Origin of the sequence: Chitinophaga fulva, from assembly GCF_012927205.1 — a bacterium.
Classification (GTDB): Bacteria; Bacteroidota; Bacteroidia; order Chitinophagales; family Chitinophagaceae; genus Chitinophaga; species Chitinophaga fulva.
Window position 1 is genome coordinate 239,359 of record NZ_JABBGC010000001.1, and the last position, 22,013, is coordinate 261,371.

Sequence of the window (22,013 nt, forward strand, 5' to 3'; positions counted from 1 at the left end):
CTTTTACAACAAACGACAGACAGGAATGCATATGAGGTCTTCTTTATTGAAAGCAGTATTTGTTGCGGGGGTATTATTTTCACAAGTGGCGGTTGCGCAGGATGCGAATGAATTATACAGGACCGCTACCAACTTCATGCGTAACGGAGATTACTCCAATGCTGTGCTGGTATTAAACCAGGCGTTACAGCTGGACCCGGACAATTTTGAATACAGGAAACAGCTGGGTTTCACCTTTTACCTCAAAGGAGACCTTATCAAAGCCAAAAGTGTGATAGAGCCGCTGCTCAACAGAAAAGAAGCGGACGTGCAGGTATTTCAGATTGCAGGTAACATCTACCAGGGCCGGGACGAGTCGAAAACAGCACAACGGATGTACGAAAAAGCCATCCGTAAATTTCCCAACAGCGGCGAGCTGTACAACGACAACGGCACCCTGCTGATGAACTTCAAGATGTATGATGGCGCGCTGCGTTCCTGGTTAAAAGGTATTGAGCAGGACCCTGGCTTTCCAGGCAACTACTACAATGCCACCAAAACCTATTATTACAGTAACAACCCATTGTGGTGTGTGTTATATGGCGAAACCTTCATGAATATGGAGAGTTTCACCACCCGGACGGCTGAAATCAGGAACATTGTACTGGAATCGTACAAAAAGCTGTTCAACGATCCGAGCTTGTTTGACAGCATGGTCCCTGAAGAAGAAGGTAAAAAGAGTAAAAGAAGCAGAGGAGACAACGGTTTTTCCCAGGCCTTCAAACAGTGTATGGGCAAACAATTGAGCGTGATAACCGGCGGTGTGGACCCCGATGCGCTGATCATGGCCCGTACACGATTCCTGCTGGATTGGTATAATTCCCATAGTGGTAATTATCCCTATGCGCTTTTCGACTTTCAGCAAAAGATGCTGCAGCAGGGCATGTTTGAATCATACAATCAATGGCTGTTCGGCCCTGCCGCTAACCAGGCTGGTTATAAGGCGTGGGTAACGCTGCATAAACAAGAGTATGATGACTTCCTGAAGTATCAGCGCAACCATCCATTGAAACCCAGACCGGATGAATATTACAATGACGGGAAATTCACGCTGATCAACGCGGGATATTGATATTCGATTCCCAGGGCTGACGCCCCGGGCAACATGCCATAGCAGAAGCTGTAGAATTGAGCAAGAGAGGCGTTTTTTCAAGCTTTTTCCAGCCGGGGTGGTTGTCATCCCGGCTGTCTGAATAATCTCAAAATCTGAATATGCTCGCTACGAAACACCAAAACACGATTGATGCCGCTGTTAAAGCGAATCACGAAAGAACTTTCTATTCGCACTATCCGGAGCACCCCAAAGCTTACGGGGAAGAAGCCCATGCAAAAGGCGTACAGAGCTATCAGCAGTTGCTGAACAAGCCCTTCAAACAATTGCTGCAAACCGGCGAAACCGGCTGGACAGGAGAAGAAGTGTCTCCCTATACACAGGAAGTACTGGGCGTTACCTATCCATCCTTTGCCGTAGATGACCTGGTAAAAAGAGCAGGTGAAGCCACACATGCATGGAGCCGTACATCTGTCCCTGAAAGGGCCGGCGTACTAACGGAGACGCTTGAACGAATTAAAGATTACTTTTTCGATATCGCCAATGCCACCATGCATACTACCGGCCAAAGCTTTATGATGAGCTTTCAGGCTTCCGGTCCGCATGCCAACGACCGTGCCCTCGAAGCCATTGCCACCGGTTATCATGAGCTGCAACGATATCCGCCCGAACTGGAATGGGAAAAGCCCATGGGTAAAATCAGCATCCGCCTCAGGAAGACTTTCCGCGCCATCCCCAAAGGTGTTGGCGTAGTAATCGGTTGCTCCACTTTCCCGGTATGGAACACGCTGCCCGGGGTGTATGCCAACCTGATCACCGGCAACCCTGTGATCGTGAAACCACATCCACGGGCCATTCTGCCTATTGCCATTGCAGTAAGCGCCATACAACAGGTGTTACAGGAAAACGGGCATGACCCGCTTCTGTGTCAACTGGCAGCCGATAGCTCCGAAGATCTTATCGCCAAAAAACTGGCAGAACATCCGGATGTAAAACTAATTGACTATACCGGCAGCAGCGCTTTCGGTAATTATGTGGAATCTCTTCCCGGGAAGACCGTCTTCACCGAGAAAGCGGGTGTCAACTCCGTATTGCTCGACAGTGTAAAAGACCTCGACGCTGTGATACAGAACCTCGCATTTTCTGTGAGCCTGTATTCCGGTCAGATGTGTACCGCTCCGCAGAACTTCTTCATTCCTGAAGCTGGTATTGCCACCGCAGCAGGACAGGTAAGTTTCAATGACGTGGTGCAGCGGTTCCGGGACGCCATAGTGGCGCTGGCCAACAATCCGAAAATGGGAGCCGGCACGCTGGGAGCACTTCAGAATGAAAACACTTTATTGCGCGCGCAGGAAGCGCAGCAACTGGGCGGCAAAGTAGTACTGGCGGGTGCCGCCGTCAACAACGAAGAATTCAGCAAAGCAAGGGTATTTGCGCCGACCATCATCGAGGTGAGTAGTGCTGATACCAATATTTACGAAAAGGAGCTGTTTGGCCCTATCGTGCTGATTGTAAAAACAAAAGATACCGCACATACCATCCAGTTGGCCAAACAGATGGCGCAGAAACATGGCGCTATTACCTGTGCGGCCTATACCACCGATCCTGCCACCAAAGAAAAAATCGCAGATGAAATGAACAGCGTATTCACGCCTGTTTCTTTCAACCTTACCGGTTTTATCTGGGTAAACCAGCATGCGGCCTTTTCCGATTTCCACGTCAGTGGAGGCAATCCGGCCGGCAATGCCAGTTTTACCAACCAGGAGTTTATCATCAAACGATTTGTATGGGTGGGCAACCGCGAACTGATAGAATAGATTGATCATACCAGCGTTCCGGGCCATTCCGGAACGCTGGGCATTATAAATGCAGGGAGATATTTATGAAAAGTATTGTATTTTTTCTTTTACTGACAGGTATCCTGGTTGCCTGTGAGCAGGCCCCCAAGGCAGACAAGGCCGCTGCCAGCAATCCACAGGCCGTCAAAGTAGGCACGGGTAACGCCTACCTGGCAGATACCGCAGCCTGCCTGATAGAGTGGATAGGCACCAAGCCCACCGGCAAACACCACGGCACCTTACGGCTCGCCAGCGGAGCGGTATATGTGAAAGATTCCCTTATCACCGGTGCCCAGCTGGTGATCAATATGCACACCCTGCAGAATATAGACCTCGCTGCCGACACCGCCATGAAAAACAAACTGGAAAGAGAACTGAAAGGCGGTTCTTTTTTCGACGTGGAAAAATTTCCGGTCGCCACTTTTGAAATGACTGGTATTAACTCCTACTATCCGGCTGTTGGGGAAGAAGTTGAACTAAAAGACGCCACCCACGTTATTTCAGGAAATCTGACCATCAAAAATGTCACAAAAAATATTTCCTTTCCCGCACGTATCAGCATAGACAGTCATCACCTCATGGCTGTCGCCAATTTTAATATCGATCGTACTTTGTGGGGTATTAATTACCGTGCAGACAAATCATTACAGGACAAACTGATCAATTCACAGGTAAACATCGGGTTTCATATCAGCGCATCGAGATAGGCCATATTTTTCGTTTTTTCCACTGGAAAGCCGATAAAATATTTTAAATTGAGTAAAGCCGCCTCACATATAAAACCACTTCAAATGGAAACTACCCAGCAAAGAGATGAACGTCTCTGGCGTATTGCAAAAGCCAGGGCCGGCTTCAAATGTCATCTCATCATTTACCTGGTGATCAATATGGGATTGTGGGCTGTATGGTTACTTTCCGACCGGGACATGCCCGGAAGCACACCGTGGCCGCTGGGGCCTGCGCTGGGATGGGGCATCGCGCTCACCCTTCAATACTTCAATACTTACCATAAAGGCTCTTTCGACAATACGCTGAAAAGAATATAAGCAGGTATAGCACACTCAAAAAACAGCATAATGGACCGACCGCAGCGACTATTTGACGTTATCCGGTATCAGTTGGAAAACTATCCCAGAGAGGATATGCTTACCGGCAAGGAAAATGGACAATGGAAAAAATACAGCACACAGGAAGTAGCTACCATCACCCGCCAATTCAGCTCAGGCTTACTGAAACTGGGTATACGGGCAGGCATCAAAGCAAATGAAGAGAAAGACAAAATAGCTATTATCTCACCCAACCGGCCGGAGTGGCTGTTGACCGACCTCTCCTGTCAACAGATAGGCGCCGTCCTCACCCCAATCTATCCAACGATCAGTCAACATGAGCTGGAATATGTGCTCAACGACGCGTCAGCCCGTATCCTGTTTGTGAGTGACCAGGAACTGCTGAATAAAGTACTGGCCGCCCGGGATAAATTTCCCACCATCCGTGAGATCTTTACCTTCAACAAAGTACCCGGCGCCCGCCACTGGACCGAAGTCCTGGCGCTGGCCGACGAAAACGACTACATGTTGATTGACCAGGTCCAGCAAAATATATCTCCGGAGGAATTAGTCACTATTATCTACACCTCCGGTACCACCGGCACTCCCAAAGGCGTGATGCTGTCCCATCATAACGTGATGAGCAATGTACTGGCCTGTCAGCCTTACCTGCCAGTCAATAAAAACGCTCGTGCCCTCAGTTTCCTGCCGCTCAATCATATTTTTGAGCGGATGGTCACCTACCTCTACCTGACTGCCGGCGTGCCTGTTTATTATGCCGAAAGCATGGACACCATCGCCGATAACCTGAGAGAGGTAAAACCTACCATTTTCACCACCGTACCGCGGCTGCTGGAAAAAGTATATGAAAAAATCATGACCACCGGGCTGGAGCTCAAAGGCATCAAACGGGCACTGTTTTTCTGGGCAGTAGATCTCGGTAAACGTTATGAGATCAACCATCAGCAGGGTTTCTGGTACGACCTTCAGCTGAAACTGGCCAACAAGCTTATCTTCAGCAAATGGCGCGCTGCCCTTGGCGGTAATATCCAATGTATCGTTAACGGAGCCGCTGCCTGCCAGGTCAGGCTGCTGAAAATATTCACCTCCGCCGGTATCCCCATCCTTGAAGGTTATGGTCTTACCGAAACTTCACCTGTGATCAGCGTTAACCGCTTCAATGTGGAAGACCGTATGTTCGGGACCGTAGGGCCGGTCATCAGCAATGTGGAAGTAAAGATCGCAGAAGACGGAGAAATACTCTGTAAAGGCCCCAGTGTCACCATTGGATACTATAAACATCCCGATCTTACCGCCGAAGCCATCACCGACGGCTGGTTCCATACCGGTGATATCGGGGTGCTGATCGACAATAAATTCCTGAAAATCACGGACCGCAAAAAGGAACTGTTCAAAACCTCCGGCGGCAAGTTTGTCGCCCCCCAGCCCATAGAAAACAAATTCAAGGAATCTCCCTATATAGAACAGATCATGGTGGTGGGGGAAGACCGCAAATTCACCGCAGCACTGATTGTGCCCGCCTTCGATAATCTTCGCGGCTGGGCCGGGAAAAGAGGTATCTCCGCCGGCAGCAATGAAGAACTGCTGCAGCGCCGGGAAGTGCTGGACCTCTATAAACAAGCCGTGGATAAGTACAACCAGTTCTTTAACCATATCGAACAGGTGAAAAAATTCCAGCTCCTGCCACGTGAGTGGACTGTGGACGCCGGAGAGCTAACACCCACCCTGAAAGCTAAACGGAAAGTGATCCTTGAAAAGTACAAAAAAGAAATAGACAGTATTTACGCGCCTTCAGGTGGAAAAGTTGATATAGAAAGTCTTTAAATATTAATTTAAAACCCTTACTTTTGCAACCCGATACCCCTAAAAGGGAATCAGGATGGTCCCGTAGTTCAATGGATAGAATAGAAGTTTCCTAAACTTTAGATACAGGTTCGATCCCTGTCGGGACTACAAAAACGCTTATTCGCCCAAACTTAGCTTTGCTTGGTTTGGGCGTTTTTCATTGGTGGACGTGGGTTTTAGAGGAAAGAGCGGTTAAAGGAGATAAAGGGAGATTAAATGAAATATTCCCCAAAACCATACCCCAACACCCCTATTTGTTAACATTAATCTGTGAAGCGATGGAAGTGAAACCTGAATTTAACGCCCAGCTCGGTATTCTGGAACATATCATCAAGAACACCTACCGTAAATACAGCAAAGACAATGATCAAAAAATACCATCAGTAGTACGACGGATACTTACCAGGTATAACGGCAACTTTCCGAAAGTAATCAGTAATCAAAAGATGAATGATTACCTAACACTACCCAAAAAATAAAAGGCTCTTGAAAAACCGGTAATCAGCAATAAAACAGAAAAGGATTTTTACAGTATATCAAGGTTACATCGAGTGAACGCGCGAAGCTGTTAGGAACGCATTGGGATAAAAGGAATTTATCAGCATCTAATTCTTTGGGGGTATCCCTGGGAGATTTATCATTGGGTCAATGTCTTCAAGAGCAAGATAGAGTTCATACTCATGATGTTTTTGGGGCGCCACAATATTCAGTTCCCCGACCCGTGAATATATGCAGTAATCTGATGCCCTGTTCTTCAAAGAAGGCCACAAGAATTAGAGTTTATGAATTGTTTCATTAACGCTAATGCTCAATCATGAAAGAAAGGCTTTCACTATCTTCCTCCACGTATCAAAAGAGACATTATTGATAGTAACAATAGTAATACTGCATTCTTTTCTAGCTAATGAAAAGTTTCATCGTTAATTATATAACGTCTATGCAGGAATGCCCGTCTGGTAAAGCATTCGTCATTCTTTTAAAATAGAAGGAGAAAAAAGGCTTTGAAAAAGCTTGCAAAAACACAAATCTATTGTTAAATTTAAGATAACATTTTTGCTGACCTGATGTTTAAAAATAACCCAATGAAAATACCGCCATGTTCTTATAGCCTGTAATGACACGATGACGTTCTTATCAGCCTTGGTTTTAATGTAAACACCCTCAATTATAGTACTGTCCATAAAGTGGCTTAGTTTCTTATACAAGCACATTGAGCTTACCTGTCTAAGATTTAACCCATGCCACTTACACTTTATTAACATTAGATTTAAGATCAACCCTATAAAACTGTTCTCTATGCTGACCTTTCTAAAAAACTTCCTTGAGCCCAAAAGTAATGCTTCCGAAGCAGCCAAGCTGTTGATTGATGAGCTAAATGTTAAAATTACAAAGACAACGCTTAGCAAGGAAATAGAGGAACATCCGGATTATCCCAGCTTACTCTGCATTAGCGATGTATTGCATAAATATGCTGTGGAAAACCTGGCGATCCGACTTGACCCTGACAAACTGGTGGAGGCACCTTTACCATTAATCACGCTCATCAAAGGGAAGAAAACAGGGCCTGACTTCTTTACGGTTGTAAAAGAAATTAAAAACAGCACTGTTCTCTTTTATGATCCTGAAAAACGTAAATGGGCTACACAACCTAAGGAAAATTTCCTTAAAAGGTATTTGGGCACAGTACTTCTGGCCGAAGCAAGCGAGAGAAACGGTGTAGGGGATCGTGAATATGATAAAAGGCTTAAAGAAGAAAAAAGAAATTCTTTCTTTCAGAAACTGATTGTGTTTGGCATTCCGGCTATTGTTGCACTGGCAGCTACATTTGCCTTCCTCCAGGCTGGCATTAGCGCTTTGCTACCGTTTTTATTTACGTCGATTACACTTGCCGGAGCTGTAACCTGTGCGTTGCTCATATGGCATGAACTAGATCAATCTAATCCAGTAACGCAGCAAATATGTGGCTATGGCGAAAAATCAGGATGCGGAGCCGTATTGCGCTCCAAAGCATCAAAAATAGCCGGCATTAGTTGGAGTACAATTGGCTTTACTTATTTTATGGGGCAGATACTTTTATTATTGTTTTCAGGTATTGTAAACCCGAGATCCCTGTTAATAGTAAGCTGGCTAAATATCCTGACATTACCCTATATTTTCTTCTCCCTTTACTACCAGCGGCAGGTAGTAAAACGGTGGTGTACACTTTGCCTTTTTATACAGGGATTGCTGGCATTGCAGTTTGTAACTGCGTTAGCAGGTAGTTGGTATGTTTTGCTTTCAGCAAATGGTATTTACCAGGAGTTTATTTTAATGCCATTGACAATGTTTGCAGTTCCTTTTATAACCCTGATGTTATTAATACCGGCATTGGAAAAAGTGAAGGAATATAGGAATGATAAAAGAGAACTACGGCGCTTAAAGCATAATCCTGAAATATTTAACGCATTGCTTACAAAACAGAAAACGGTGACCGAGCCGACAGAGGGACTGGGCATAACACTCGGAAAACCCGACGCAAAATATAAACTGATAAAGGTATGCAATCCTTATTGTGGACCCTGCGCTAAAGCACATATCCCCATGGATGAACTATTAAACAACAATCCCGATGTGCAGGTCCAAATCATATTCACAGCGACCAATAAGGAAGGGGATTCCACATCACTGCCTGTAAAACATTTATTGGCTATAACAGAAAAAAATAGTGACCAACTAACCAGACAAGCATTGGACGATTGGTACCTGTCTGACAAAAAAGACTATCAAACATTTGCCGCTAAATATCCGCTAAATGGAGAATTTCAAAAGCAAGATACAAAAGTGGACGCGATGAGAGATTGGTGTCGTAAAACTGGTATAGCATTTACTCCTACTTTTTTCATCAACGGCTATCAGCTTCCCGCCATATATAATTTGAGTGATTTGAAACTTTTTTTAACCACACAAGATTAGGCTATGGCTATCATGAAATATATTAATCGCCTGAAGTACATCGATTATATGATAAAAAGAAAGGCGACTGGCAACTTGGACCACTTTGCAAAAAGAAATAATATAAGCAGAAGCACCCTGTCGGAGATTCTGAATGACATGAAAAAAATGGGTTGTCCCATAAAATACGATAGAAGCCGGGAAACTTACTATTATGAAGAGGCCGGGGAAATGATAAGCTGCTTGTTTTTAAAATATGGAGAAGTACTACCAAGAGAGGAGATAAAAAAGATAGGAGGGGTAGACAAATTGTGCTTTTCCCCTACAGCTGTGTTTGAGTTGTGTAAAGGACTTTGAAAGATTTTTTCAGTCCGGATATACCGGAATGAAGAGTGGTAGCTTTGTCTTAGCAAACCTATTGTTAGCCATAACACGTTTGTTAATTATTATTTCATCATTAAATTCTTGCGAAATGAAAAAACTGAAATTGCGCGCTACTGAACTTGGCGCTAAAGAAGTGCTTACCAATGAACAGCTGAAGCATATTGTGGGCGGTGTTGCTAATGAAAGAGCCTATTGCCGTACGGATGATGATTGTCCTCCTACAGAATATTGCTGCCAGAGTTTGGAGATCTGCGTACCGAAATCGTTCGTTTGCCCATAAAGCATACTGCCCCGCATAAATAACCAAGGCCCATGGAGGATATTATTCTTCCATGGGCCTTATGATTATTAAGAGCGGCTTACAATATAAGCAGCGAGCCGAAGACATTTAAAAAATATGCACTGACGGGACTGTTTAAAAGTGGCATTAAAAAACAGTTGAATATTAGCCGGATTACAGTATAGTTCAAAACTATATAACAACAAAGCCTGTCGGCACTGGGATACTGAAAAACCAGCACCCGAACATTCAAAAAAAAAGCCAGCTGGATGAACAAATCCTCCATTCAACTGTATCTATAGGTATAGCTCATTGACCCCAAATACCATTCGTTATGAACAGCCCCGAAATACCTTTATACCAGGCTAACCCTGAACTATTCAAAACCTATCTGTTGGACCATACCACCCCCGACGAGATTTTAGTAGTCAAAGGCGTCACTATGGACGATCATCTCCTTAAATCCGAATTACATATCAAAGTGATTCTTCAGTTTCAAATAGAGGCCTGTATTAAGTTTAAACAGACCACCGCTGTACAGGTGATGGCCCGCCTGAGAAAGCGTATCCGGACTTTTATGCATTCCCCCCGTATGCCTGCGGCCATCCAAAAGATAGAGAGAAGTTTCTCCAGGGCGATTCCTGCACTGTATGAGAAGGACCCTGCCCAGTTTGAACGTTTTGTCATGGCAGATTTCCTCTCCCGCCCGACTGCTGGTGATATTCCGGGTATTACCCAAAGGGACAGGATGCTGAGGATTGAAATTGTCCTGTATATTCTGGATGATGAAATTATCAGGCTTAGCGCCCTTGTGAAGCAGCGGAGTGTCCGGGCGGTACGGGCAGAGCACCGGCGGAAAGTAAACCGTGTATTGGCGGCCTATGGCAGATTGTTGCCAGCAGCGCAGGACAATTGAATACAGATAGAGTGTGTTGTAACAGGAATAAGTTTTTGTTGGCTATCCATACTTTTATTAACTTTAATAACTACCTACTACCCCATTATCTCACCCATTTATTGTCATGTAAATGTTCTTCATTATGCAAAGGGTGAACTATGCACAGCTGTCACTATTTAGTATTTATGAATACTTCCTGCTGCTCTCTCCCGGGCCGGGCATTGTGCGCAAAGTAGCCGCCATGAAAAGCAGGCTGGCAGCCATGATCAGGATACCACCTTACAACCTGGGTTCGATTGCCCATATTTCACTGATGAAATTCTCACGTACGGAAGATGATCAGGCGATCATTCAACGGGTGACCCGTGCAGTGGAAGGCTTTTCGGAATTCAGGGTACAACTCGATGGCGCTGATATTTTCCATCACGGGCGCACCGCTACATTAATGCTCCAACCGGTAGATAGTGATGCTATTACCAGTCTTCATGGCATAATTACCGTCGCATTCAACCACCACCGAAGTATACGGCCACATATTACTATTGCCAGGAATGTAGCACACGAAGAGCTGTTGAAGGTTAACCTTCACGACTTTGACTGCCATGACAGCTTCTGCTGCGATAAGGTGACGATACTGAAGAAAGCCGTGGAGGCGCCTCACTATGAAGTACTACAGGAAGTGCCGCTATTCTCGGAAAAATTTATTGATACTACCGTCTTTATGAAAGCTGATGGCATACCGTTCCCGGCTGCCATTGATCGACGCCGGATACCATAAAAGGTGTTTCTCCTGAACGATGCCGTAGATATGTGTGGGAGGTTTCGCCCCTTCAATAGTGGCGGACTTTTCCACAATGTTTTTATACACCCTCGCCATACTGCCGAAATCAATTTCGTCCAGCGGCACCAGTTTGTTCTCTATTTTATTGCGGACAGAAAGCTGTACCGGCTCCGGCCCATTCCATTTACCATTTACAAAGTGATAGGCATCCACATATTCCGGGTTCTCCGGATGACGGAGTTGCAGATTGATCCTGCCATCATCATAAGCATGAATATCATCGTAGAGATACATCTTTTTCCCGGCATAGGCAGGCAAAGCCCGGAGGCTTTCTTCTGCCGCTTTCAATCCGGTTTCATCTGTCAGGAAGTTCAGCTTACGATTGGCACTGCCGGAAGAATAAGTAGCACGTACAGTATCTCGGGAAGTACTCCGGGATGAATAGGTAACATGCACAGTATCCCGGGAAATACGGGACTCAATCGTAACCGATGATGTCACCGGGCTGTTATGACTGGTAGTGCCCGAAGCTTCTTCCTTTTTCTCATCTGATTTTTCCTCGAAAGTATCTTTGAAGGTATCCGCTAACTGGCTGCAGGAAAGACACCCCAGCACTAACGATATTCCCAAAAATTTGTATAGGTTTTTCAACATAAAATTAGTTTAAGTCCGCCAGATCCTCGGCAAATGCCACCTCTGACGGTTTATCCTTCAAATAGAATATGGGAACAGCTTTCTCACGGACCATTCCAATATCAATAAGAGATACTATCTTTTTCAGTGTAGCCGTATACGTTTTACCATTTGTATCCTGGTAACGTAGTTCAAACTTCACCTGTGGCTGTTCGTTGATATAGGTGCCTGTCTGTGTGGCAGAAACTACCTCCGCCATGGTCTGAACGCCATAGTATTTGATATGCAACAAGGTATCCGGATCGCTGCCACTAAACAGCTTCAACAGCATCCCCAATCCCAAACGGGATACGAAAAGGATCAGCGGACATAGCACCAACGGATGATAAAACTTCATGAAGCGCCAGCCATAACCATCATTTTCCATGTTATAGGAAAAATAGTAATACCATATAATAGCTCCCACAAGCCCCAGCCACACCAGCACTATTAATAACATCCGGCCTGCCTTCACGTTCGCCTGCGTAGTATCCACAATCAGGTAAGGCCGCAACTTCAGGGCCTTATCAATCATCAGGTGAATGATCCGTCCTTTTTCATAGCGCATTTCTCCGGGCCGGGAATCAACCAACTCCAGCTTTTCAGTAATCTCCGTTCCCACAAAATTACGCAGGCCGAGCGTCATCTCCTTCGTAATCATATCTGTCTTAACCTGTTTACCATCCTTACTTTCTACAACACGGGCTTCCCGTTTCTCGCCTTCGCGCAACAGGTAATCAATATTCCGTCTCATTTTAAACGGCATCAGTATCCAATTCCGGAACCAGCGCCATATCAGTATACCCCAAAGTATCACAGACAGCAACAGCCAGGCAATGGCCAGATAGGGGTTGGTATCTGACAGGCCTTCCCGCGTGTTATAATAGATAAGCATGGGGAACGGGATAGCAAAAAAGAGCATATATACTACCCAGAAATATGACCAAAATCCTTTCATGTTACGAATTTAAACTAAAACAGTCAATATTAACTTTTCCTTTAAGAAAGCGTTTATATCTTTCCGTTATGCGGATACTGAGGTATATCGTTCTGTTATCACCACTCCTGTTGGCATTGTCACACGTACATGCCCAGAGCGCCGTGCAAGGGACCATATTCCGGGAAGACAGCATACCGGCAGCGGGTATAACGGTACTGAATAAACGTACACAATCCGCCGTCATCAGCGATGAGCAGGGACACTACCAATTGAACGCACGAAAGGGCGACACCCTGTTACTGAAAGCACTGGGTTTTGTACCATTACTTTACATTGTCAGTAAAGACAGAACAACGGTCACCCACCAACTGCAATCCCAGCCACTGGAGCTAAAAGCCATCAACATCATACAGTACAACTACCTTCGCGACTCCATGCGCCTGCGGCAGGAATTCAGGAGAGAGTTTGATTTCCGCCGCCCACGGTGAAATGAAGTGATTGTTACTGCCGGCCCGGTCATTGCTATCAATATCAATCAGCTATACAGAGCGGTATCCTTCAACAAGAATAAAAAGAAAGAAAAATTCAGGAAAATCCTGCTGGATAAAGAAAAAGAAAATCTTGTGGAACAAAAGTTCAATCCCTCGCTGGTGCAGCGCCTTACCGGACTGGGCGGCGACAGCCTCTCTCAGTTTATCCTTCGGTATCAGCCATCGTATGAATTCGTGAGAGAAATCAGTGATTATGACCTGTATGTTTATATCAGGCAACAGTATGATAAATTCCGGCAACAAACAGTAAAATAAGCGCCCGCTACAAATCCTCCTCCAACATATGTTTCTCAATCATAAATGGGAATACATTGGAATACACACTATCGTTGCTGAACTTCAGCCTGCAGGAAGTATGATAATCACCGTCCATTTACAGGACCGCCACTTCTCCCGCCTTCAACACCTGGTTACTGTGGCCGGTAGCGCAATAGTAACTCGGTGTATTTTATTACCAGATTCCGGAAGCCCAAAAATCCATATAGTTCACCAGGAAATTTATTACGCAATTTCTTAATTTAACAGCAAATATCTGTCTTTGGTATGCACCACTCATTGCTCCTTATTCTAACTTTGTTGTTTGTCGTATTTATGCTGGTGATGCTGGGCCAGCGGTTAAAGATCTCTTATCCTATTTTTCTGGTGCTGGCGGGACTGGGAATTGGTTTTATTCCCGGTTTGCCGAAGATTGAGATTGACCCTGATCTTGTTTTCACGATTTTCCTGCCGCCGCTGTTGTATGAAGCGGCCTGGTACACTTCCTGGAATGATTTCTGGAAATGGAAGCGGCCTATTATGATGCTGGCTTTCGGTGCTGTTATTTTCACGTCCTGTATTATTGCCTATGTATCCCATTCGATGATACCCGGGTTTACGCTGGCGCTGGGTTTTCTGCTGGGTGGTATTATCTCCCCGCCTGATTCTGTGGCGGCAACAAGCGTATTGAAACACCTGAAAGTCCCTAAGAGGGCCATGACCGTCCTCGAAGGCGAAAGCCTGATCAACGATGCGTCCAGCCTGATCGTATTCCGGTTTGCCGCATTGGCGGTGGTTTCCGGGCAGTTTGTGATGCATCAGGCGGTCGGTGACTTCTTTTTGTCTGCCGGCATGGGCATCCTGATAGGACTGGCAGTGGCCAATATCATGTACGCTATTCACCGCTGGCTGCCGACGACGCCCAGCATAGATTCCGCTCTCACGCTGATGACGCCGTATTTCATATACCTGGCGGCGGAACAGTTTCATTTTTCCGGTGTGCTGGCGGTTGTTAGCGGAGGACTGTTCCTCTCCTACCGCTCACATGCCATCTTCCCCGACGGCGCCACCCGCATGCAGATGCTGGGCGTCTGGAGCACCCTGATCTTTGTGCTCAACGGTATCATTTTCATGTTGATAGGGCTGGAACTTCCCACGATCGTGCACGCACTGGGCGACTACTCCATTGGCGACGCTATCCGTTATGGGCTGGTTATCGCTTTCCTCACCATTTTAGTACGATTGATATGGGTATATCCCGGCGCTTTTATCCCGCGGATGCTGAGCAAAAAGATCCGGACACAGGAATCCAGTCCGGGCTGGAAAGGCCCACTGGTAGTGGGATGGGCCGGTATGCGCGGTGTGGTGTCACTGGCATCTGCCTTGTCGGTACCGTTGCTGTTCCCCCACCGTAACCTGATCGTTTTCATCACTTTCATCGTTATCCTGGTGACACTGGTGTTTCAGGGGCTTACTCTCCCCTGGCTGATAAAGCTCATCAAAGTGGGTGAGATAGATGATATCACGCCACAGGCAGAACAGGAAGCGGGCATGCGGCTGGCGATGATGAAAGTTGCCCTTCAGCGCCTGGAAGAAAAATATGCCTTTGAAATAAAGGATAATGAACTGGTAGGTTTTCTCAAAAAGGACCTGGAACATAATATCAACAGCACTTCCGCACGACTGGAATCACTGGAATGTGATGATACGGAAAAAACGGAAGTGGAACTGTATCATACAGTGCTGATGGATATTTACGCCCAGCAACGGCAGGAGCTGTTCAGGTTACGGCAGCATAACACCTTCAGCGATGAGGTGATCCGCAGCCAGGAAATGCAGCTCGACCTTGATGAAATGAAAATCAAACATCCCGGTCACGAATAAACATTGTCGGATAAAGCTAACACTTACCTATACACGGTTGTTAACCCGCCTTTTCCAGACAGGTGTTAACAACTGTGTATAGCGGAGGCACCGGGGTCCGGATTACTTGTTGATGACCCGGTCCAGTGCGAAACCATTGTATTTGATAAACACCAGCAACACCGCAAAGAAGGCCACGTGTATCAACTGTGAAGGCAGGGAGCCCCACTCTTCAATCAGGGTGGTGCCCAGTATCAGCATGATCATGATAATAGCGCCGGCAATAAGAGATAGGCGGGTAAACAGCCCCAGTATCAATAGCAGCCCCACTACAAATTCCGCGATAGGGAGAATATAGCTAAAGGGCAGTACCATGGCGCCGGGCAGCATAGATTTTTCAAAAGAAGTAGTCATCCAGTGGCTGAATCCATTCAGCTTGGGAAGTCTTACCAGACCGTGGCCAAACATGCTGGCTGCTACTGCCAGCCTTAACAGTACAAAGGCAATTGTGTTGTTTTCCATTACAGTAATTTTATATATCAAAGGTCAGCATCTCCCCGTAAAATTCTTTGTACAAATTCTGGATCATTCAGTAATTTTATAAGATGATACAAGAGAATTTATACCAGCCTTTTGAGATCGAATACCGCGAGTGCACGGAGTGCCCTATAGACGCGCACAAGCACAATTTCTTTGAACTGGTGTATATCGTGGAAGGCAGTGGGGTTCAGTGTGTTAACAAGAATCAGCTGCCCTATAGTGCAGACAAACTCTTCCTGGTGATGCCGCAGGACTGCCATTCTTTTGAAGTAAAGGACAGTACTAAGTTTTTCTTTATCCGCTTTAATGATGTCTACCTGAAAAATCAACCCAAGGAGTGGATACAACAGCTGGAATTTATTTTCCAGAACAACAATCACCTCCCGGGCTGCATCCTCAAAAACAAAACCGACAAGCCGCTGGTAAAATCACTGATAGAAGCGCTTATCCGGGAGCAGGTAAATCAACAGCCTTACCATAAAGCCTTGTCACAACAGATGGTGAATACCATCCTGCTGGTGGTAGCCCGCAATATCTCCAGCCAGTTGCCCGAACCCTCCCGGCAGCCGGGCAAAAGCGACGCGTCGCTGAATATCCTGCACTATATCCACGAAAATATCTATTCCCCTGAAAAATTACGGGCCGAACAGATAGCTTCCCACTTCAATATATCTCCGACCTACCTGAGCGAATATTTCAAACGGAATAACGGGGACAGTCTACAACAATATATCATGCAGTACAAACTGAAGCTGGTGGAAACGAGGCTGCAATACAGCAGCATGCGTGTGGGGGAAATAGCGTATGAGCTGGGTTTTACCGATGAAAGTCATCTGAACAGGATGTTCAAAAAATACAAAGGGGTCAATCCGTCCGCATTCAGAAAGGAATTGCAGTTACAATTGCAACCTGGCTGATCATGCAACAAAAAAAGCGCCCGCGATAGCGGACGCTTTTCAATTTCTTACAGTTACTATTCTTCGTCTTCTTCATCTTCGCTGCCGTCGTCTTCCAGCCATTCCATGTAAGAGTAGTACCAGTCTTCCAGTTGTTCAAGCAGTTCCTGTTTCTTTTCCGGAGAATCTTTGTAGAACGCTTCCACATCATCAATTTCCTCGATGATATCGATGTAAGCAGTTTCTTCGTCCTCCTCTACACGTTTGGCAAAGAAGCGGGGTTTCTCGGTATGAAAAATATATTCATTTTCCGGATCTGTAACAGGATCGTCTGCGATCAGAAATTTAGGTAACTGTGCCATAGTGGTATTTTTTCGTTTAAATGATGCTGGTTACAAAAGTAGGTATTTCTTTCACGCGTCCGTAACATCAATCTCTTTTATTTATGGCGGATTTTTTACATCTTTATAGTCGGTTAAACCCATACCATATGCAAGAATACTGGACAAGATGGGAAAATTGGATGAGACAGCATGGCCCCAGGCTGCTCAACGTACTAAACCCCGGGGTACCTTACGGCACAATGGAATCTTTGGAAAAGCTCACAGAAACGGCTATCCCGGCCGATTTCAAGGATTTCTACGCCATACATGACGGACAACATAAAGCCAGGCCCGGCCTGGTAGACGGCGATCAGCTGCTACCATTAGAAGAGATCACCAACAAATGGCACTATTGGCACGACCTGATTGCCTCTGGCACCTATATGTATAACGATGAGCCTATCGCCTCCGAGCCGGATACCGGCATCCGGGCCGACTGGTGGAATCCCCATTGGCTCCCCTTTACAGCTGATGGCTTCGGTAATTTTCTCTGCATAGATCTGGACCCTGCCCCTGGAGGCAACTATGGCCAGATCATCACCCTCTGGCATGATGACGGGCACCGTGAAATCGTAGCACGCTCCTTCCGGGAATGGATACATAACTACCTCGATGCCCTCGAAAGAGGAGATTATATTTTCGTTAAGAAGTGGGGCATCGTACATAAAAACACCACCTTTAACTACAACGACTGATATTGCAACGGACTGCTGCCTGTCCACCGCCGGAAAGCACGGGTAAAGGCACTCAGTTCATTATACCCCAGCATATACGAAATATCCTTCAGCTGGTAACTGCCGGAAGAGATATAATACAGCGCCAGTGACTTCCTCACGGCATCGGCTATTTCCTGGTACTTCACCCCTTCCTCTTTCAGTTTACGCTGCAGGCTTCGCGGGCTCAGGTTAAAGTTGGCCGCCATCTCTTCCAGTGATATAATACCCAGGTAAGAATTGGCCAGCAGATAATTATACACCCTTGTTTGCAGATTATTCACCGTTTTGGCCGGCTCCTGCTGCGTCATGGCAGCTACCTTCTTCAGCAACATAGTTTGCAGTTCATAGTTGGCCGTTAGTATGGGTTCATCCCAGTAATGCGCATCAAATACCAACGCATATTCACCGGCGCGTTTTGTTGGCCGGCAACGGAAAATCTGTTCATAGGCCGCCACATCCGGCACATTATAGGGTAGTCTTACCGTCAGTGGCGCAATTTTCGCCAGCATCAGGCCCGACACCTCATGAATGGTGATGACCATAAACAGTTCCACCAGGGTACGGAAGGCTGCCGTAGGCGCATTGACGTCACCCGTTGCCGGCATAAACCGCACCGTAAAGTTTTTGCTATTCCGTGCAATTTCCATCCGGCATTGCTCTGTCAGCTGGCGCGCCAGTGCCACAGCATGCGTCAGCGCTTCCCCTACGGTGGCGCTGGTCTGAACAATCTGTCCCACTACTCCTAACGCCGCCGGCTGTACGGAAGCTGCAAAATGCAGCCCAAACAGCGGGTCACCGGATAGTTGCGTCCCATGCAGCCACAATGCATCCAGTTGCTGCTGCGTGACCGGTGGCGCATCCGTTTTCTTTAATGCCGTCAGGTTGATGCCTGCCAGCTGACAAAGCTTTGCCGCGTCTATATCGCGTTGCACCGCATAAGCGATGACGGCTAATACTATTTGATTCATAGGTTAAAGTTATTTATCCCCAGGCGGATAAAAAACAGGTTGTCGTGAAATGACAACCGTTTGTCGTGAAAGGATAAACAAAAGGGGTACCCGTGGTAGTAGCTTTGTACCATCAAACAAACAATAAACCATCACTCAAAAAGCATAATCATGGAAAATCAAACTTTATCCGTAGTAAAAGCATTCGTAGCAGCAGTACAGCAGGTAGATCTCGAGAAACTGGGCGCATTGCTCCACCCTGAAATCCAATGGCAGCAACCGGGCAACAATCGTTTTTCCGGCACCAAAAATTCAGCCGGCGAAGTGTTTCAAATGGTGGGCGGTATGTTTGAAGTGTCTGCCAATACCATGACGCTGGCTGAAGTAAAATCTGTGACCGTCAACGGTGATCAGGCAGCTGTGTTGTTAAACTGGAAAGCAAGCAGACCGGGCGCTACGCTGGACACAGACAACGTAGACGTATATACGGTAAAAGACGGGCAGATTGTGGCTGCTAAAATATATGCAGCGGACCCGGCACATGAGGATCAGTTCTGGGGAAACTAACGGGCCATCTCCGGAATAGCACAACCCTTCAGGAAACGGGCTTCCTGAAGGGTTGTGCTGCTATTAAAATGGAATACAGGAATAATTAAGACAAGTGCTGAATGCAAATAACCAATTGTTAAAACCAACGTTTTTTCTTTTTAACCTGACGGCGTTCCTGATCAACAGTACGGACAGGCTCAATCATCATTGGAGGCCGTACAGTAACACTATCTGCTTTACCGCAGGAGCGGTTCGGATCTTTGCCCAGTATAGATGATGCCTTGGGCACTACCACTCCCATTGTTCTCGCACTCTTAGATGATACCACCACCAGTTCCGGCAAAGTATGCGCTTTGTTAGGTTTCGCCACTGTATCTTCCGGTACTAACGGAACCGGCGACTGCGGTGATATTGCCATTTCCACTTGTTCCAGGTCCCTCGCTTCTGCATAACTATGATTGGCGATACCGGTAATGAGACCGGCCGTCAACAACAATGCCGGTAAAAAATTTTTGCGGGGAGGAGCCGGTGGGTTGATTAGTCTGTCCAACTGTTGATTCTGAAAACGGCCACAAACGTTCCCCTTGCTGTTATTGATAACAGCAAAAATTTCAGCATCCGTCATGAAGGAGAAGTCTATTACGGTTTTAGCACAACTATCGCAGTGTTTACCCGCAGCAGTATTGGTCATTTTATCCCAATTCTCCCCGCAAGGTGTAGGAACAGACAGGTACAGACCATTCGAATATCTCATAGACACAGGTTATCGTTAATCAATATACGAAAAAGTCCTGATACTCTCCTGGGGAAAATCCCCGTATTTATCTCCTAGCATAAAAAGAAATATTTGTAATCTGCTATATCTCAACTGGCAGACATCTGTAAGCAGGAATGGCATCAAAATTGGATTAACAACCATAGCAATCACGTTTTAAACTATAAAAAGATAACAATCATGAGAGCTCCAAAAACAATTTCCGCCGCGCTGTTCGCCCTCGCTTTTGGCGCAGTGGCTACCTTACCTGCACAGGCTGTATTTGCACAGAACAAACTCGACAGCACCGCTAAAAAAGTAGGTAATAAAACAGCTTCCATTGCAGTAAAAGGCGCAATGGCCATTACAGATAAAATCTACAAAGGCAAAGAAGGGCCTAATGGAGAAACGGTATACATCAACAGAAAAGATCAGAAATACATTGTGAACGAAAAGGGTAAGAAAGTATACCTGAAACCTTCTCAGATTCACAATAAGAAAGAGTAGTTTGTAAGTTAAAATTGTGTTCCAAAAACCGTCGGGAAATATCCTGACGGTTTTTTTATCTTTTTAACTGAAAAAGGGAAGTTTTAAAATTATCAAGCCGCTATTCATAGCGTAATGCCTCTATCGGATCCAGTCGGGAGGCTGCCTGCGCCGGATAATAGCCGAAGAAAACACCGGTGAGCGCACACACCATAAAAGACAGGACGATAGATGATTCTGATACAATAGTCGGCCATCCCAACGTCAATGTGATCACCTGGGCTGTGGTAACGCCCAGTATCACCCCAATAATACCACCGGTAACACTGATGATAATGGCTTCCACCAGAAATTGCAACAGGATATCGACACCCCTCGCGCCAACGGACATACGTAATCCTATCTCCCGCGTACGTTCCGTTACAGACACGTACATGATGTTCATAATCCCGATACCGCCAATGACCAGCGAAATACCCGCTATGGCTGTCAGCAGCACAGTAAGCAGACTGCTGGTGGAGCTTAGCGTTTTAATCAGTTCTTCCATGGTACGTACCTGAAAATTATTCTCATCGCCCGGACGGAGCCGGTGCGTTTCCCGCAATATTTCCGTGATCTCATCGGTAGCCTGCGCTGAGGTGCCTTCACTGACAGCGGAGGCGTAGATGCTCTGGAAATAGATGGTAGCCAGAATACGCTTCTGTACAGTGGTATAGGGCGTAAGGATGATATCGTCCTGGTCTTGTCCGAAAGAACTCTGGCCCTTAGGTACCAATGTGCCGATCACCTGCAGCGGAATAGAATTGAGCCGGATGACTTTTCCCACCGGGCTTTCGCCACTGGGAAACAGGTTGTTGATCACCGTTTTTCCGAGCACACATACTTTTGCGGCAGTGGCCACATCCGCATCTGTGAAACTAACGCCATCGGCTACCTCGAGTTTACGGATATCGAAATACGAAGGTGCCACGCCCTGCAGGCTGGTAGGCCAGTTCAGCGCCCCGTAAATAGCCTGCCCCTTGGTAGAAGAAACGGGTGACACCGCACTCACATGCTCTGCGTTTTTCTGTATGGCCTTCACATCCACAATGGTAAGCGACTGAAAGCTGGCCCCTTCTATGCGCACGCCGCCAGACACGTTACTGGACGGTAGTATCGTGATCATGTTAGAGCCCATGGCGCTCAGCTGTGACTGAATACTTTCTTTGGAGCCTTCGCCGATAGCCACCATGGCAATCACCGCCGCCACGCCGATAATAATACCGAGCATAGTGAGGAAAGCCCGCAGCTTATTGCGTTGCAGGGCCCTTAAGGCGATCCGTACGAGGTTGATGGCACTCATGCTGT

General features: G+C 46.3%; 24 protein-coding genes and 1 tRNA gene. 18 read left to right on the plus strand and 7 right to left on the minus strand.

The window, feature by feature from the left end; all coding sequences use genetic code 11:
* Nucleotides 1-25: 25 nt before the first annotated feature.
* The 11 genes from HHL17_RS01030 (at nucleotide 26) to HHL17_RS01080 (ending at nucleotide 11,111) form a co-directional block, all read left to right on the plus strand.
* Nucleotides 26-1,111, plus strand: coding sequence for a tetratricopeptide repeat protein (locus HHL17_RS01030; RefSeq protein ID WP_206155884.1), 1,086 nt, complete (start codon nucleotides 26-28; stop codon nucleotides 1,109-1,111).
* Between the two features lie 140 nt (nucleotides 1,112-1,251).
* A complete protein-coding gene (gene paaN / locus HHL17_RS01035) occupies nucleotides 1,252-2,907 on the plus strand; it encodes a phenylacetic acid degradation protein PaaN (RefSeq protein WP_169222959.1) in 1,656 nt (551 codons plus the stop codon).
* Nucleotides 2,908-2,972: 65 nt separating this feature from the next.
* Nucleotides 2,973-3,635 carry a YceI family protein gene (locus tag HHL17_RS01040; protein ID WP_169222960.1) on the plus strand — a complete coding sequence of 221 codons (663 nt, stop codon included), beginning with the start codon at nucleotides 2,973-2,975 and terminating at the stop codon, nucleotides 3,633-3,635.
* Between the two features lie 84 nt (nucleotides 3,636-3,719).
* Nucleotides 3,720-3,974, plus strand: coding sequence for a 2TM domain-containing protein (locus HHL17_RS01045; protein WP_169222961.1), 255 nt, complete (start codon nucleotides 3,720-3,722; stop codon nucleotides 3,972-3,974).
* 30 nt (nucleotides 3,975-4,004) lie between these two features.
* A complete protein-coding gene (locus tag HHL17_RS01050; RefSeq protein ID WP_169222962.1) occupies nucleotides 4,005-5,819 on the plus strand; it encodes an AMP-dependent synthetase/ligase in 1,815 nt (604 codons plus the stop codon).
* A gap of 57 nt (nucleotides 5,820-5,876) precedes the next feature.
* Nucleotides 5,877-5,948 (plus strand) — tRNA-Arg (locus HHL17_RS01055).
* 170 nt (nucleotides 5,949-6,118) lie between these two features.
* Complete coding sequence (locus tag HHL17_RS01060) at nucleotides 6,119-6,319, plus strand: hypothetical protein (protein WP_169222963.1); 201 nt, start codon at nucleotides 6,119-6,121, stop codon at nucleotides 6,317-6,319.
* 817 nt (nucleotides 6,320-7,136) lie between these two features.
* Nucleotides 7,137-8,792, plus strand: a complete 1,656-nt coding sequence (locus HHL17_RS01065; protein ID WP_169222964.1) for a vitamin K epoxide reductase family protein — start codon at nucleotides 7,137-7,139, stop codon at nucleotides 8,790-8,792.
* Between the two features lie 451 nt (nucleotides 8,793-9,243).
* Nucleotides 9,244-9,435 carry a bacteriocin gene (locus tag HHL17_RS01070; protein ID WP_169222965.1) on the plus strand — a complete coding sequence of 64 codons (192 nt, stop codon included), beginning with the start codon at nucleotides 9,244-9,246 and terminating at the stop codon, nucleotides 9,433-9,435.
* Nucleotides 9,436-9,769: 334 nt separating this feature from the next.
* Nucleotides 9,770-10,351 (plus strand): hypothetical protein, encoded by a 582-nt coding sequence (locus HHL17_RS01075; protein ID WP_169222966.1) that lies wholly within the window; start codon nucleotides 9,770-9,772, stop codon nucleotides 10,349-10,351.
* A gap of 124 nt (nucleotides 10,352-10,475) precedes the next feature.
* The gene (locus HHL17_RS01080; RefSeq protein ID WP_169222967.1) at nucleotides 10,476-11,111 is read left to right on the plus strand and encodes a 2'-5' RNA ligase family protein; all 636 of its coding nucleotides are present in this window, start codon (nucleotides 10,476-10,478) and stop codon (nucleotides 11,109-11,111) included.
* Here the strand turns inward: HHL17_RS01080 and HHL17_RS01085 are convergent.
* Together HHL17_RS01085 and HHL17_RS01090 are read right to left on the minus strand one after the other, a co-directional pair.
* The gene (locus HHL17_RS01085) at nucleotides 11,019-11,744 is read right to left on the minus strand and encodes a hypothetical protein (RefSeq protein WP_169222968.1); all 726 of its coding nucleotides are present in this window, start codon (nucleotides 11,742-11,744) and stop codon (nucleotides 11,019-11,021) included. The two genes, HHL17_RS01080 and HHL17_RS01085, sit on opposite strands and share 93 nt — an antisense overlap.
* Before the next feature lie 28 nt (nucleotides 11,745-11,772).
* Complete coding sequence (locus tag HHL17_RS01090; protein ID WP_169222969.1) at nucleotides 11,773-12,744, minus strand: hypothetical protein; 972 nt, start codon at nucleotides 12,742-12,744, stop codon at nucleotides 11,773-11,775.
* A gap of 68 nt (nucleotides 12,745-12,812) precedes the next feature.
* Between HHL17_RS01090 and HHL17_RS01095 the strand changes: the two genes are divergently transcribed.
* The 3 genes from HHL17_RS01095 (at nucleotide 12,813) to HHL17_RS01105 (ending at nucleotide 15,416) form a co-directional block, all read left to right on the plus strand.
* Nucleotides 12,813-13,214 (plus strand): carboxypeptidase-like regulatory domain-containing protein, encoded by a 402-nt coding sequence (locus tag HHL17_RS01095; protein ID WP_169222970.1) that lies wholly within the window; start codon nucleotides 12,813-12,815, stop codon nucleotides 13,212-13,214.
* Nucleotides 13,215-13,220: 6 nt separating this feature from the next.
* A complete protein-coding gene (locus HHL17_RS01100) occupies nucleotides 13,221-13,532 on the plus strand; it encodes a hypothetical protein (protein ID WP_169222971.1) in 312 nt (103 codons plus the stop codon).
* Between the two features lie 288 nt (nucleotides 13,533-13,820).
* Complete coding sequence (locus tag HHL17_RS01105; protein ID WP_169222972.1) at nucleotides 13,821-15,416, plus strand: Na+/H+ antiporter; 1,596 nt, start codon at nucleotides 13,821-13,823, stop codon at nucleotides 15,414-15,416.
* 102 nt (nucleotides 15,417-15,518) lie between these two features.
* Here the strand turns inward: HHL17_RS01105 and HHL17_RS01110 are convergent, their stop codons facing one another.
* On the minus strand, nucleotides 15,519-15,917 hold the full coding sequence (locus HHL17_RS01110; RefSeq protein ID WP_169222973.1) for a DoxX family membrane protein: 399 nt from the start codon (nucleotides 15,915-15,917) through the stop codon (nucleotides 15,519-15,521).
* A gap of 83 nt (nucleotides 15,918-16,000) precedes the next feature.
* Between HHL17_RS01110 and HHL17_RS01115 the strand changes: the two genes are divergently transcribed.
* Complete coding sequence (locus HHL17_RS01115) at nucleotides 16,001-16,852, plus strand: AraC family transcriptional regulator (protein ID WP_169222974.1); 852 nt, start codon at nucleotides 16,001-16,003, stop codon at nucleotides 16,850-16,852.
* A 56-nt stretch (nucleotides 16,853-16,908) separates the two neighbouring features.
* Here HHL17_RS01115 and HHL17_RS01120 read toward each other — a convergent pair whose 3' ends face one another.
* A complete protein-coding gene (locus HHL17_RS01120) occupies nucleotides 16,909-17,193 on the minus strand; it encodes a hypothetical protein (protein ID WP_169222975.1) in 285 nt (94 codons plus the stop codon).
* A 128-nt stretch (nucleotides 17,194-17,321) separates the two neighbouring features.
* Between HHL17_RS01120 and HHL17_RS01125 the strand changes: the two genes are divergently transcribed.
* On the plus strand, nucleotides 17,322-17,909 hold the full coding sequence (locus tag HHL17_RS01125; RefSeq protein WP_169222976.1) for an SMI1/KNR4 family protein: 588 nt from the start codon (nucleotides 17,322-17,324) through the stop codon (nucleotides 17,907-17,909).
* Here the strand turns inward: HHL17_RS01125 and HHL17_RS01130 are convergent.
* Entirely contained in the window at nucleotides 17,897-18,898 is a 1,002-nt protein-coding gene (locus HHL17_RS01130; RefSeq protein ID WP_169222977.1) for an AraC family transcriptional regulator, read from the minus strand. The genes HHL17_RS01125 and HHL17_RS01130 overlap by 13 nt on opposite strands.
* A gap of 150 nt (nucleotides 18,899-19,048) precedes the next feature.
* On the opposite strand from HHL17_RS01130, the gene HHL17_RS01135 reads away from it, so the two are divergent.
* On the plus strand, nucleotides 19,049-19,444 hold the full coding sequence (locus HHL17_RS01135; protein WP_169222978.1) for a nuclear transport factor 2 family protein: 396 nt from the start codon (nucleotides 19,049-19,051) through the stop codon (nucleotides 19,442-19,444).
* Between the two features lie 118 nt (nucleotides 19,445-19,562).
* Here HHL17_RS01135 and HHL17_RS01140 read toward each other — a convergent pair whose 3' ends face one another.
* Entirely contained in the window at nucleotides 19,563-20,180 is a 618-nt protein-coding gene (locus tag HHL17_RS01140) for a hypothetical protein (RefSeq protein ID WP_169222979.1), read from the minus strand.
* 201 nt (nucleotides 20,181-20,381) lie between these two features.
* On the opposite strand from HHL17_RS01140, the gene HHL17_RS01145 reads away from it, so the two are divergent.
* Complete coding sequence (locus tag HHL17_RS01145; protein ID WP_169222980.1) at nucleotides 20,382-20,687, plus strand: hypothetical protein; 306 nt, start codon at nucleotides 20,382-20,384, stop codon at nucleotides 20,685-20,687.
* Between the two features lie 100 nt (nucleotides 20,688-20,787).
* On the opposite strand, the gene HHL17_RS01150 is transcribed toward HHL17_RS01145, so the two are convergent.
* Nucleotides 20,788-22,008: an ABC transporter permease gene (locus HHL17_RS01150; protein ID WP_169222981.1), complete on the minus strand. Its 1,221-nt coding sequence runs from the start codon at nucleotides 22,006-22,008 to the stop codon at nucleotides 20,788-20,790.
* Nucleotides 22,009-22,013 lie beyond the last annotated feature (5 nt).